13 protein-coding genes are annotated in these 12280 nt (G+C 57.6%); 7 read left to right on the forward strand and 6 right to left on the reverse strand.

The features are described from left to right. Nucleotides 1-4 precede the first annotated feature (4 nt). Entirely contained in the window at nucleotides 5-511 is a 507-nt protein-coding gene (gene cpxP, locus RY075_RS22710; protein ID WP_003862006.1) for a cell-envelope stress modulator CpxP, read from the reverse strand. A gap of 150 nt (nucleotides 512-661) precedes the next feature. Here cpxP and cpxR point away from each other — a divergent pair, with 150 nt between their 5' ends. After that, nucleotides 662-1360, forward strand: a complete 699-nt coding sequence (cpxR, locus tag RY075_RS22715; RefSeq protein ID WP_003862004.1) for an envelope stress response regulator transcription factor CpxR — start codon at nucleotides 662-664, stop codon at nucleotides 1358-1360. Next, nucleotides 1357-2730 (forward strand): envelope stress sensor histidine kinase CpxA, encoded by a 1374-nt coding sequence (cpxA, locus tag RY075_RS22720; RefSeq protein WP_015569937.1) that lies wholly within the window; start codon nucleotides 1357-1359, stop codon nucleotides 2728-2730. The genes cpxR and cpxA overlap by 4 nt, the downstream gene beginning before the upstream one ends. Before the next feature lie 52 nt (nucleotides 2731-2782). Here the strand turns inward: cpxA and yiiM are convergent, their stop codons facing one another. Both yiiM and sodA read right to left on the reverse strand, forming a co-directional pair. Beyond that, the gene (gene yiiM, locus RY075_RS22725; protein ID WP_003862001.1) at nucleotides 2783-3457 is read right to left on the reverse strand and encodes a 6-hydroxyaminopurine reductase; all 675 of its coding nucleotides are present in this window, start codon (nucleotides 3455-3457) and stop codon (nucleotides 2783-2785) included. A gap of 66 nt (nucleotides 3458-3523) precedes the next feature. Beyond that, complete coding sequence (sodA, locus tag RY075_RS22730) at nucleotides 3524-4144, reverse strand: superoxide dismutase [Mn] (protein ID WP_003861999.1); 621 nt, start codon at nucleotides 4142-4144, stop codon at nucleotides 3524-3526. A 288-nt stretch (nucleotides 4145-4432) separates the two neighbouring features. Here sodA and rhaT point away from each other — a divergent pair, with 288 nt between their 5' ends. Then, entirely contained in the window at nucleotides 4433-5467 is a 1035-nt protein-coding gene (rhaT, locus tag RY075_RS22735) for an L-rhamnose/proton symporter RhaT (protein ID WP_302378298.1), read from the forward strand. Here rhaT and rhaR read toward each other — a convergent pair whose 3' ends face one another. The 3 genes from rhaR to RY075_RS22750 all read right to left on the reverse strand — a co-directional run bounded on the left by rhaR (nucleotide 5468) and on the right by RY075_RS22750 (nucleotide 7391). Then, nucleotides 5468-6316 (reverse strand): HTH-type transcriptional activator RhaR, encoded by an 849-nt coding sequence (gene rhaR / locus RY075_RS22740; RefSeq protein WP_022652067.1) that lies wholly within the window; start codon nucleotides 6314-6316, stop codon nucleotides 5468-5470. Nucleotides 6317-6389: 73 nt separating this feature from the next. Beyond that, entirely contained in the window at nucleotides 6390-7226 is an 837-nt protein-coding gene (rhaS, locus tag RY075_RS22745) for an HTH-type transcriptional activator RhaS (protein ID WP_022652068.1), read from the reverse strand. 60 nt (nucleotides 7227-7286) lie between these two features. After that, a complete protein-coding gene (locus tag RY075_RS22750; protein ID WP_015569933.1) occupies nucleotides 7287-7391 on the reverse strand; it encodes a hypothetical protein in 105 nt (34 codons plus the stop codon). Nucleotides 7392-7527: 136 nt separating this feature from the next. On the opposite strand from RY075_RS22750, the gene rhaB reads away from it, so the two are divergent. The 4 genes from rhaB to rhaS (RY075_RS22770) all read left to right on the forward strand — a co-directional run bounded on the left by rhaB (nucleotide 7528) and on the right by rhaS (RY075_RS22770) (nucleotide 12249). Next, complete coding sequence (rhaB, locus tag RY075_RS22755; protein WP_022652069.1) at nucleotides 7528-8997, forward strand: rhamnulokinase; 1470 nt, start codon at nucleotides 7528-7530, stop codon at nucleotides 8995-8997. Next, nucleotides 8994-10253, forward strand: coding sequence for an L-rhamnose isomerase (gene rhaA / locus RY075_RS22760; RefSeq protein WP_003861990.1), 1260 nt, complete (start codon nucleotides 8994-8996; stop codon nucleotides 10251-10253). Before rhaB ends, rhaA begins: the two co-directional genes overlap by 4 nt. Before the next feature lie 96 nt (nucleotides 10254-10349). Further along, nucleotides 10350-11180, forward strand: a complete 831-nt coding sequence (rhaD, locus tag RY075_RS22765; RefSeq protein ID WP_022652070.1) for a rhamnulose-1-phosphate aldolase — start codon at nucleotides 10350-10352, stop codon at nucleotides 11178-11180. A gap of 82 nt (nucleotides 11181-11262) precedes the next feature. Continuing rightward, the gene (gene rhaS / locus RY075_RS22770; RefSeq protein ID WP_003861987.1) at nucleotides 11263-12249 is read left to right on the forward strand and encodes a rhamnose ABC transporter substrate-binding protein; all 987 of its coding nucleotides are present in this window, start codon (nucleotides 11263-11265) and stop codon (nucleotides 12247-12249) included. Nucleotides 12250-12280 lie beyond the last annotated feature (31 nt).

Consider the following 12280-nt stretch of genomic DNA (forward strand, 5'->3'; position numbering starts at 1 on the left):
GGGTTTACTGGTTACTACGGGTACTGCTATTGCTACTGAAAAGCGTCATATCTGAGCTTCGCTGCATCCGTGCAACCTCACGCAACTGGTTCATACGTTGCTGATGTTTGGTATTCAAAACCGCTTGCTGCTCGGGCGTTAGCAGGTGGAACATCTGGTTGCGAACCTTCGCCATCTCTACCTGGCGGGCAACCTGTTCCTGCGCCATTTTTTCGGCCTGAGCGCGTACAGCGCTTTCGTCAAAATTTTCTGCGGTGACAAGGCGATGCATTGTCTCCATTTCGCTAACATTAACAGGGGGCTGGTCGTGTCTTGCCCTCTGCATCAGATCTCGCATCTGTTGACGCTGATGTTCGGTTAAACTTATGCCGTCAAACATATGGCTTTGGCTGCTGTGCTGCGTTGCGCCCTCTGCTGAGGAACCGTTATCGCTGATGATAGCTACAGCAGCCTGGCTAAACGCACTGAAGGCCAGCGTTGAGGCCATGACGGCAGCGGTAACTTTGCGCATCACTTGCTCCCAAAATCTTTCGTGTCGCGATTCAACGAGAGACAGTCTACGATTCAGGCTGCAAACATGCGTCAGGGGGTGTAAAACAACGTAAAGTCATGGATTAGATAGCCTTGATGTCGTAATTTCTGCCTCGGAGGTATTTAAACAATGAATAAAATCCTGTTAGTTGATGATGACCGAGAGCTCACATCTCTTTTAAAGGAGTTGCTCGACATGGAAGGTTTCAACGTCCTGGTTGCCCATGATGGCGAGCAGGCGCTGAGTCTCCTTGACGACAGCATCGATTTACTTTTGCTCGACGTCATGATGCCGAAGAAAAACGGTATTGATACGTTGAAAGAGCTTCGCCAGACACACCAGACCCCCGTCATTATGCTGACCGCACGCGGCAGCGAGCTTGACCGCGTACTCGGCCTTGAGCTGGGTGCGGATGACTATTTACCTAAGCCGTTCAACGACCGTGAACTGGTGGCCCGTATTCGCGCGATCCTGCGCCGCTCTCACTGGAGCGAGCAGCAGCAGAATACCGACAACAGCTCACCTACGCTGGAAGTGGACTCCCTGAGCCTGAACCCGGGCCGCCAGGAAGCGAGCTTCGACGGTGAAACGCTGGAGCTAACCGGCACCGAGTTCACCCTGCTGTATCTGCTGGCGCAGCATCTCGGCCAGGTGGTGTCGCGTGAACACTTAAGCCAGGAAGTGCTGGGCAAACGCCTCACCCCGTTTGACCGCGCCATCGACATGCATATCTCGAACCTGCGCCGTAAGCTGCCGGAGCGTAAAGACGGTCATCCCTGGTTCAAAACCCTGCGTGGTCGCGGTTATCTGATGGTTTCCGCTTCATGATAGGCAGCTTAACCGCCCGCATCTTCGCCATCTTCTGGCTGACGCTGGCACTGGTTTTAATGCTCGTTTTGATGTTGCCAAAACTCGACTCACGCCAGATGACGGAGCTACTCGACAGCGAGCAACGTCAGGGCGTGATGATCGAGCAGCACGTGGAAGCGGAGCTGGCAAACGATCCGCCGAACGATTTAATGTGGTGGCGCAGGTTGTTTCGCGCTATCGACAAGTGGGCGCCCCCCGGACAACGTCTTTTACTGGTCACCAGTGAAGGCCGCGTGATTGGGGCCGATCGCAATGAAATGCAGATTATCCGCAACTTTATTGGCCAGGCGGATAATGCCGATCACCCACAGAAAAAGAAATATGGTCGGGTAGAGATGGTCGGTCCTTTCTCGGTGCGGGATGGGGAAGACAATTATCAGCTCTACCTGATTCGCCCTGCGAGCAGTTCCCAGTCCGACTTCATCAACCTGCTGTTTGACCGTCCGCTTTTGCTGTTGATTGTCACGATGCTGGTCAGTTCCCCGCTGCTATTATGGCTGGCGTGGAGCCTGGCGAAACCGGCGCGTAAGCTGAAAAATGCGGCGGACGAAGTGGCGCAGGGCAACCTGAGGCAGCATCCGGAGCTGGAATCCGGGCCGCAGGAGTTCCTGGCCGCCGGAACCAGTTTTAACCAGATGGTCTCTGCTCTTGACCGCATGATGACCGCGCAGCAACGCCTGCTGTCGGATATCTCCCACGAGCTGCGGACGCCGCTCACGCGCTTACAGCTGGGTACCGCCCTGCTGCGCCGCCGCAGCGGTGAGAGCAAAGAGCTGGAGCGTATTGAGACGGAAGCGCATCGCCTGGACAGCATGATAAACGATCTGCTGGTGATGTCGCGCAATCAGCAGAAAAACGCGCTGGTGAGCGAAACGGTGAAAGCCAATCACCTCTGGCATGAGGTGCTGGACAACGCGGCGTTCGAAGCGGAGCAGATGGGCAAATCGTTCACCGTCAACTTCCCGCCGGGCCCGTGGCCGCTCTACGGTAACCCCAACACGCTGGAAAGCGCGCTGGAGAATATCGTGCGTAACGCCCTGCGCTACTCGCACACGAAGATTGAGGTGGCGTTCTCGGTGGATAAAGACGGGATAACCGTCATCGTCGACGACGACGGTCCTGGCGTCAGCCCGGAAGATCGCGAGCAGATTTTCCGTCCGTTCTACCGTACCGACGAGGCGCGCGACCGGGAATCGGGCGGTACGGGACTGGGTCTGGCGATTGTTGAAACCGCCATGCAACAGCACCGTGGCTGGGTGAAAGCCGATGACAGCCCGCTGGGCGGGCTCAGGTTAACGCTGTGGCTGCCGCTGTATAAGCGTTCGTAACCGTATGTGCCGGGTGGCGGCTTCGCCTTACCCGGCCTACTTTCTGCGGGAACTATTTCCCCCATAATCTCCGCGAACTGCTCTCGATCTTGCCGCTTATCCGCCGCTTCTGCATCGTTCTGGTCCAGCTGGTGGATAATCCCGCCGCTGACAGCAGACGGTGATACTGATCGTCATCAAACGGCATATGCCAGGCAATTGCGCAGGCCTCGTACACCGACACCTCACTCAAACGCGAAGCCAGCTCAAGCGGCGCATCCGCCGAAACCTGTCCCGCCTGCACAACGCGATACAGCCAGCCGGTTTTACCCGCGTTTTGCAACTGGGCCGACATATCCTGAATGCCGAAATGGTAATTAAGCTTAAAGCACGGTGAGCGCGGCTGGGTGACCTGAATCAAAGCATCGCCCCAGCGGTAAATATCGCCGATAAAGACGTTCTTCTCCGTCAGCCCCTCCGTTGAGAGATTTTCGCCAAACGCGGGGGCGACGAAGAGGTCAGCCTGTTCAGGAAATTCGGTTTTCCAGTGCTGATAGTGCTCGCGCGGATAATGGCACAGCGCGCGATCGGGCCCGCCGTGGATTTTCTTTTCAGCCTGCTGGTCACCCGCAAGCCCGAGATCGGTCAACGTCAGCTCACCGTCGACCTGCACTTTGGCGATGGCACTCGGGCGGCTGCCTTCGTACTCCCTTACCTTGCCTGTAAACACATTCACCGGGTAATGCATCTCCACTCCTTCAGATACAAAAAAAGCGAGTCATCAGACTCGCTTCTCACAGGCGTCAATGCAACCTTATTTTTTAGCGGCGAAACGCGCTGCTGCTTCGTCCCAGTTCACCACGTCCCAGAAGGCTTTGATGTAGTCAGGGCGACGGTTCTGGAACTTCAGGTAGTAAGCGTGTTCCCACACGTCCAGACCCAGAATTGGGAAGCCGGATGCGCCAGAGATAGCTTCACCCATAAGCGGGGAATCCTGGTTAGCGGTAGAAACGACCGCCAGTTTGTCACCTTTCAGAACCAGCCACGCCCAGCCAGAGCCGAAACGGGTTGCAGCGGCTTTTTCGAATTCCGCTTTGAAGTTGTCAACGGAACCGAAGTCACGCTCGATAGCCGCTTTCAGGTCGCCCTGAAGGGTGGTGCCGGTTTTCAGGCCTTTCCAGAACAGGCTGTGGTTAGCGTGACCGCCCGCGTTGTTGCGCAGCACGGTTTTCTTGTCTGCTGGCAGCTGGTCCAGTTTGGTGATCAGCTCTTCAACAGGCAGATTAGCGAACTCTGGCAGGCTTTCCAGCGCAGCATTCGCGTTGTTCACGTAGGTCTGGTGGTGTTTAGTGTGATGGATTTCCATCGTCTGCTTGTCGAAATGCGGTTCCAGTGCGTCGTAGGCATACGGCAGGGATGGCAGTGTATAACTCATAATCCTCTCCATTATTGTCGGGCGGCACAGCTGTTAATGCCGCGTAAGCAGTTGGTTCATTATAGTTAATTAAATGATATTGAAAATGATTATCAATGCCGTAGTTTTTATAAGGTTATTCGGTTTTTGAGAAATGAAGGAATTGTGAGTCTGCTCACGTGTTTAACGTGCTGATTGCCATCCTGAACAAAAGTGCGGCAACCTTCTGAAGGTTCCCAAACCGCCTCATTTTTACACTCATCAAGTCGGCGGGAAGCCTCCGGCTATAAAAACGATGAGGATGTAAAAATGAATCATGCGATTACGATGGGTATCTTCTGGCATTTGATATGCGCGGCCAGTGCAGCCTGTTTCTATGCCCCGTTTAAAAAGGTGAAAGGCTGGTCATGGGAAACCATGTGGTCCGTTGGCGGTACCGTGTCCTGGCTGATTTTGCCGTGGACAATCAGCGCCATGCTGCTGCCCGATTTCTGGGGCTACTTCTCCTCCTTCAACGCCTCCACCCTGCTGCCGGTATTCCTGTTCGGCGCGATGTGGGGCATCGGTAATATCAACTACGGCCTCACCATGCGCTACCTCGGCATGTCGATGGGGATTGGCATCGCGATTGGCATAACGTTGATTGTTGGCACCCTGATGACGCCAATCCTCAACGGCAACTTCGATGTGCTGATCAACACCCAGGGAGGGCGAATGACCCTGCTGGGCGTGCTGGTGGCGGTGATCGGCGTGGGCATCGTCACCCGCGCGGGCCAGCTGAAAGAACGCAAGATGGGCATCAAAGCCGAAGAGTTCAACCTGAAGAAAGGGCTGCTGCTGGCGGTGATGTGCGGCATCTTCTCGGCGGGCATGTCGTTCGCCATGAATGCCGCCAAACCGATGCACGACGCCGCTGCGGCGCTGGGCGTCGATCCGCTGTACGTTGCCCTGCCAAGCTACGTGGTGATCATGGGCGGCGGCGCGCTGGTAAACCTCGGCTTCTGCTTTATTCGTCTGGCAAAAGTGAACAACCTGTCGGTAAAAGCCGACTTCTCGCTGGCAAAACCGCTGATCGTCACCAACGTCCTGCTCTCCGCCCTTGGCGGCCTGATGTGGTATCTGCAATTCTTCTTCTACGCCTGGGGTCACGCCAGTATTCCGGCGCAGTATGACTACATGAGCTGGATGCTGCACATGAGCTTCTACGTGCTGTGCGGCGGGCTGGTTGGGCTGGTGCTGAAAGAGTGGAACAACGCCGGGCGTCGTCCGGTTGGCGTGCTGAGCCTGGGCTGCGTGGTGATTATCATTGCGGCCAATATCGTCGGCCTCGGCATGGCGAACTGATTACGCTGCCTTTCGACTGCGATGACGCCACTGAACCGGCGTCATCCCCACCTCACGGTTAAACACCACCGAAAAGTAGTTACTGTCCTCAAAGCCGCAGCGCATCGCCACTTCACTCACCATCAGCTCCGTATGCTGTAACAGGTACTGGGCGTGGCAGATGCGCAGCTGGCGCAGATAGTGGTTGACCGTCATCCCCGTCTGGGTGCGGAACTGCTGGCGCAGCGCGCGCTCGCTGCACTGCTCCTGCTCGCAGAATTTTTCCAGCACGAAACTCTTGTTCAGACTGCCCGCAAGCCGGGTGATGAGCTTATCCAGCAGCGCTTCCTGCATGGTGGCAGAGGGATTATCCGTAGCGTAACGATGGCGCTTCAGGGTCATCACCAGCTGGGCGAAAAGCAGCTCCGACATCTGGTTAGCCGCCGGATCGCTCTTCTGGCTCTCCTGCTCCAGCTGGGAAATCGTCTGGCGCACCTGAGCCATGCCGTTGCTGCTTAAGCGCCAGTGCGGTTCGCCTCTGGCATTATGAAAACCGGGGATATTGCCCGCCCAGTCGACATTCAGTTTAAGTCTGTCGGGGCAATAGATGACGTTCTGCAACACCAGATCGTTAACCGAGGCGTAGGAGTGTTTGTCTTCAGCGCGGATGTAGAACAGGTCTCCGCGCGTGATGCGGTAGGGACGGTCGTTGAGGACGTGCAGGCCATTGCCCCGCCACACCAGCACCAGCTCGCAAAACTCGTGGGTGTGCTCGGCGAAGACGTTTTGCGGGTAGCGGTCGGCCACCGCGACGGCCTGACTCGCGGAGGCAAAAAAATCATCTTTGCGAAGAATGAGCTGAGCAGCCACACCACAACCTCTACGGCGAATAACCGGACATTATTAGCCTTTTTGCAGCAAAAAAACGGTGACTGCCCTCGCGTTACTGAAGCAACGCGTCTTTCCCCTGACGAATATCGCGCGGCGACCAGCTAAACTCCCGGCGAAACAGCGTCGAAAAGTGGTTACTGTCGCCGAAACCGCAGCGATAGGCGATATCGGTGACGCTTTCGTCGGTATGACGTAAAAGGTGACGCGCTTTGATCAGGCGCAGACGGTTAAGGTAACGCTGCGGCGTCAGGCCGGTATGCTGCTTGAGCTGACGATGCAGCGTGCGCAGCGAGAGCGAAAAGTCATCCGCCAGCGTTTCCCAGCAGACATCTTCGGCGAAATGATCTTCCAGCCATGCCATCAGCTGATTCAGGCGCGCGTCGTTATTTTCCAGCCCTTCCACCAGGCTGCTGCGCCGCAGCAGCACCAGCAGCTGCATAAACAGCAGCTCGCGGGTAGCAATGGCGTGCGTCTCCTGTCCATCCTCGCTCTGCTCCATCTGGCTCACCAGCTGACGCACCTGCTGCAACGTGGACTGATTCACCCGCCAGTGCGACGGATAATGGCCGTCCTTCTCCTGCGGCAACAGCTGATTCAGCCCGGAAAGAAACTGGAACGCATCCGGAGAACGATAGAGCACATTGGTCAGGCACAGGTTGTCGGTATGTTCATACAGGTGCCTGTCGTGATCGCGCACGAAGCACACCGTACCGCCGCTGATGGTATACGGCTGACCGTTAAACACGTGGATGCCCGTTCCGTGCTCAACAATCACAATTTCATGAAAATCATGATGATGCTCCGGGAACGCAGCCTGAGGCAGCCGTGGCTCAATCGCGACCGGCGAAGCCCCCGTAGGAAAAAAATCGACGCTGTGCAGTACGGTCATAACGGCCCCCACCAATGAGAAAAGTTCTCAAAATAGTAATTAAGGCCTTTCACGCTCACCTTAAATTTTTGACAGCAAACCGCGCAAAAGCTGTCGGTTTTTCAAGAAACAGGCGGAAAGATCGGGAAATGCGGTCAGCGTCACACTGCCTGCAAACCCCGCCATTACTGGAAACTGTGAACTCCCTCACGTTCATCTTTGCTTTCTTGCCAGCGCGAGATTTGGGCTGTCAGTGGCGAGAAGGTGGCTATTTCTTCCCTTTCTTACACTCCTCGCTAATGACTTAAGAAAGGACCCGACCATGACTTTTCGCCATTGTGTGGCTGTCGATTTAGGCGCATCCAGCGGCCGTGTAATGCTCGCCACCTGGGACTGCGACCTGCACACCCTTACGCTTCGCGAAATGCACCGTTTCGCCAATTGTCTGCAAAAACAGGACGGTTTTGTTACCTGGGATATCGACGCCCTGGAAGCAGAGATCCGCACCGGACTTCACAACGTCTGCGAAGACGGTATTCGCATCGACAGTATCGGCATTGATACCTGGGGTGTGGATTACGTACTGCTGGACCGTCACGGCGAACGCGTCGGCCTGCCCGTCTCCTACCGCGACAGCCGCACCGATGGGCTAATGGCGCACGCCATCGCCCAGCTTGGCAAGGAGAACATCTATGGTCGCAGCGGCATTCAGTTTCTGCCGTTTAACACGCTGTATCAGCTGCGCGCGCTGGTTGAGCAACAGCCAGAGCTGGTCGAAAAGGTGGCGCATGCGCTGCTGATCCCGGACTACTTAAGCTACCGTCTGACCGGCAACATGAACTGGGAATACACCAACGCCACCACCACGCAGCTGGTCAACATCAACACCGATAACTGGGATGAACATCTGCTGGCCTGGACGGGCGCCTCGCCGTCCTGGTTTGGCGCGCCAACCCATCCGGGCAATGTGATCGGCCACTGGCTTTGCCCGCAGGGGAATAAAATCCCCGTTGTCGCCGTCGCCAGCCACGACACCGCGAGCGCGGTCATTGCCTCGCCGCTCGCCGGCAAAGATGCGGCCTACCTCTCATCCGGCACCTGGTCGCTGATGGGCTTTGAGAGCAAAACGCCCTACACCAGCGATGCCGCGCTGGCCGCGAACATCACCAACGAAGGCGGTGCCGAAGGGCGCTACCGGGTGCTGAAGAACATCATGGGCCTGTGGCTGCTCCAGCGGGTGCTGAAAGAGCAGAACATCACCGACCTGCCCGAGCTTATCGCCGAAACCGAAACGCTGAAGGCCTGTACCTTCCTGATTAACCCGAACGATGACCGCTTTATCAACCCGGCGCACATGAGCGCCGAAATCCAGGCCGCCTGTTTTGAAGCGGGGCAGCCGGTACCTTCCCGCCCCGCCGAGCTGGCACGCTGCATTTTTGACAGTCTCGCCCTGCTGTATGCCGACATCCTGAGCGAGCTGGCTGACCTTCGCGGCAAACCGTTCACACAACTGCATATCGTGGGCGGCGGCTGCCAGAACCAACTGCTGAACCAGCTCTGCGCGGATGCATGCGGCATTACCGTGGTGGCAGGTCCGATTGAAGCCTCCACGCTCGGCAATATCGGCATTCAGCTGATGACCCTGGACGAACTGTCCAACGTCGACGATTTCCGTTCGGTGGTGACGGCGAATAACAGCCTGACCACCTTCACCCCCCATCCCTGCCATGAAATTGCCCGCTACCGGGCGCAGTTTCAGCAAAAACGACTGACTAAGGAGCTTTGCGCATGACCACTCAACTTGAACAAGCCTGGGACCTGGCTAAACAGCGTTTCGCCGCCGTCGGCGTGGATGTCGAAGAGGCGCTGCGCCAGCTCGATCGTCTGCCCGTCTCCATGCACTGCTGGCAGGGTGATGATGTCGCCGGTTTCGAGAACCCGGGCGGTTCCCTGACGGGGGGTATTCAGGCCACGGGTAACTATCCTGGCAAAGCGCGCAACGCCACCGAACTGCGTGCGGATCTGGAGCTGGCGCTGAGCCTGATCCCCGGGCCAAAGCGCCTGAACCTGCACGCCATTTATCTCGAATCCGATGAGCCGGTCGCGCGTAACGAAATCAAACCGGAACACTTTACGAACTGGGTGGCGTGGGCGAAAGCCAACCGGCTGGGTCTGGATTTTAACCCGTCCTGCTTCTCGCACCCGCTGAGCGCGGACGGGTTTACCCTTGCGCATGCCAACGATGAAATCCGCCAGTTCTGGATCGACCATGTCAAAGCCAGCCGCCGCGTCTCGGCTTATTTTGGCGAGCAGCTTGGCACGCCATCGGTAATGAATATCTGGATCCCGGACGGCATGAAGGACATCACCGTAGACCGACTGGCCCCGCGTCAGCGCCTGCTGGCCGCGCTGGATGAAGCCATCAGCGAGAAGCTGGACCCGGCGCACCACATCGACGCCGTCGAGAGCAAGCTGTTCGGCATTGGCGCAGAGAGCTACACCGTGGGCTCAAACGAGTTCTACATGGGTTATGCCACCAGCCGCCAGACCGCGCTGTGCCTGGATGCTGGCCACTTCCACCCAACGGAAGTCATCTCCGACAAGATCTCCGCCGCCATGCTCTACGTGCCGCGCCTTCTGCTGCACGTCAGCCGCCCGGTGCGCTGGGACAGCGACCACGTGGTGCTGCTGGATGACGAAACCCAGGCCATTGCCAGCGAAATCATCCGCCACAACCTCTTTGACCGCGTACATATCGGCCTCGACTTCTTCGACGCCTCCATCAACCGCATCGCGGCGTGGGTTATCGGCACCCGTAACATGAAGAAAGCCCTGCTGCGCGCGCTGCTGGAGCCTGTCGCCGCCCTGAAACAGCTGGAAGAAAACGGCGACTACACCGCGCGCCTGGCGCTGCTGGAAGAGCAGAAATCCCTGCCGTGGCAGGCGGTGTGGGAGATGTACTGCCAGCGTCACGATGCACCTGCGGGCAGCCAGTGGCTGGATAACGTGCGGGCGTATGAGAAAGAGGTTCTTGCCGCTCGTCAGTAAAAAACATCGCCCGGCGGCGCGTTGCTTGCCGGGCCTACAGATAAGACCAGGCCGGGTAAGCGTAACGCCACCCGGCATTTTCAAAGGAACTACAGTATGCAGACCATCACCACTTCCTGGTTCGTCCAGGGCATGATCAAAGCCACCTCTGACGCCTGGCTCAAGGGCTGGGATGAGCGCAACGGCGGCAACCTGACGCTACGCCTGGACGACGCGGATATCGAGCCATTTGCCTCCGATTTCCACCAGAAGCCGCGCTATATCGCCCTGAGCCAGCCGATGCCGCTGCTCGCCAACACGCCGTTTATCGTCACCGGTTCCGGGAAGTTTTTCCGCAACGTACAGCTGGACCCGGAAGCCAACCTCGGCGTGGTGAAGGTGGACAGCGACGGCGCGGGTTACCACATTCTCTGGGGACTGACGGACGACGCGGTACCGACATCCGAACTGCCGGCGCACTTCCTCTCCCACTGCGAGCGCATTAAGGCGACCAATGGCAAGGACCGCGTAATCATGCACTGCCACGCCACCAACCTGATCGCCCTGACCTACGTGCTGGAAAATAATTCTGATTTCTTCACCCGCAAACTGTGGGAAGGCAGCACCGAGTGTCTGGTGGTGTTCCCGGACGGCGTCGGCATTCTGCCGTGGATGGTGCCGGGTACCGACGAAATCGGCCAGGCGACCGCGACGGACATGCAGAAGCACTCACTGGTGCTGTGGCCGTTCCACGGCGTCTTCGGCAGCGGCCCGACACTGGATGAAACCTTCGGCCTGATCGACACCGCCGAGAAATCCGCGGAGGTGCTGGTGAAGGTCTATTCCATGGGCAGCATGAAGCAGACCATCACCCGGGAAGAGCTGATTGCCCTGGGCAAACGCTTTGGCGTCACCCCGATGCAGTCGGCGTTAGATCTGTACCAATAACAACATCGCGCCCCGCTCACCGAGACGGGGCGAAAACCACCTGCAATCCCTACAACTAACTCAAGTCAGTGGAGTAAAAGCAATGAAAATAAAAGCAAGCTTGATCCTCACCGTTGCCGCTCTGGCGTTGTCCGGTTCCGCTTTAGCAGAAGTGAAAATCGCCCTGGTGGCGAAGTCCTTAGGGAATGGATTCTTCGAGGCAGCGAACGTCGGCGCGCAGGAGGCGGCCAAAGAGTTAGGCGATGTAAAAGTGATTTATACCGGCCCGACCACCACCACGGCGGAAGCGCAGATCGAGGTGCTGAACGGGCTGATCGCCCAGGGCGTGGATGCGATCGCAATTTCCGCGAACGATCCGGACGCCGTCGTGCCGGTGCTGAAAAAAGCGATGCAGCGCGGCATTAAGGTTGTGTCGTGGGATTCCGGGGTGGCGAAAGCCGGGCGTCAGATCCATCTCAACCCGTCCAATAACGCCCTGATTGGCGAAACCAACGTCAAGCTCGCCGCCGATGCCCTGAAAGCGCTGAACGTGGAGAAGGGCGAAGTAGCGGTGCTGAGCGCCACGCCAACCTCCACCAACCAGAACACCTGGATTGCGGAGATGAAAAAGGTGCTGCCGAAGTACCCGTCCGTCAATCTGGTGACCGTGGCCTACGGAGACGATCTCTCTGACAAAAGCTACCGCGAAGCGGTCGGCCTGCTGAAAACCTACCCGGAGCTGAAAGTCATCGTCTCGCCGTCGTCCGTGGGCATTGTGGCTGCCGCGCAGGCGGTGAAGGACCAGGGCAAGATTGGCAAAGTGTACGTCACCGGTTTAGGCCTGCCGTCTGAGATGGCGGGCGCGGTGAAATCCGGCGCGAGCAAGAGCTTTGCCATCTGGAACCCGATTGACCTGGGCTATGCCGCGACTTACTTAGCGGACGATCTGGTGAAAGGCACGGCCACGAAAGGTGAGGCCAGCATGGGCAAACTGGGCAAAGTGAAGCTGGATGCGGACGGCAACGGCGCGATGGCCGAGCCGTTCGTCTACGATGCCAGCAATATTGATAAGTTCTCGAAAATCTTTTGATCCTTTCCCCCCTCACCCTAGCCCTCTCCCA

This window comes from Enterobacter sp. JJBC, from assembly GCF_036936505.1.
Classification (GTDB): Bacteria; Pseudomonadota; Gammaproteobacteria; order Enterobacterales; family Enterobacteriaceae; genus Enterobacter; species Enterobacter hormaechei_C.

Coding starts and splice junctions, on each gene's coding strand:
- rhaA (WP_003861990.1), top strand. CDS start 8,994: ATGACCACTCAACTTGAACAAGCCTGGGACCTGGCTAAACAGCGTTTC.
- cpxP (WP_003862006.1), bottom strand. CDS start 511: ATGCGCAAAGTTACCGCTGCCGTCATGGCCTCAACGCTGGCCTTCAGT.
- rhaS (WP_003861987.1), top strand. CDS start 11,263: ATGAAAATAAAAGCAAGCTTGATCCTCACCGTTGCCGCTCTGGCGTTG.
- rhaD (WP_022652070.1), top strand. CDS start 10,350: ATGCAGACCATCACCACTTCCTGGTTCGTCCAGGGCATGATCAAAGCC.
- sodA (WP_003861999.1), bottom strand. CDS start 4,144: ATGAGTTATACACTGCCATCCCTGCCGTATGCCTACGACGCACTGGAA.
- cpxA (WP_015569937.1), top strand. CDS start 1,357: ATGATAGGCAGCTTAACCGCCCGCATCTTCGCCATCTTCTGGCTGACG.
- rhaT (WP_302378298.1), top strand. CDS start 4,433: ATGAATCATGCGATTACGATGGGTATCTTCTGGCATTTGATATGCGCG.
- rhaB (WP_022652069.1), top strand. CDS start 7,528: ATGACTTTTCGCCATTGTGTGGCTGTCGATTTAGGCGCATCCAGCGGC.
- RY075_RS22750 (WP_015569933.1), bottom strand. CDS start 7,391: ATGGCGGGGTTTGCAGGCAGTGTGACGCTGACCGCATTTCCCGATCTT.
- rhaS (WP_022652068.1), bottom strand. CDS start 7,226: ATGACCGTACTGCACAGCGTCGATTTTTTTCCTACGGGGGCTTCGCCG.
- cpxR (WP_003862004.1), top strand. CDS start 662: ATGAATAAAATCCTGTTAGTTGATGATGACCGAGAGCTCACATCTCTT.
- yiiM (WP_003862001.1), bottom strand. CDS start 3,457: ATGCATTACCCGGTGAATGTGTTTACAGGCAAGGTAAGGGAGTACGAA.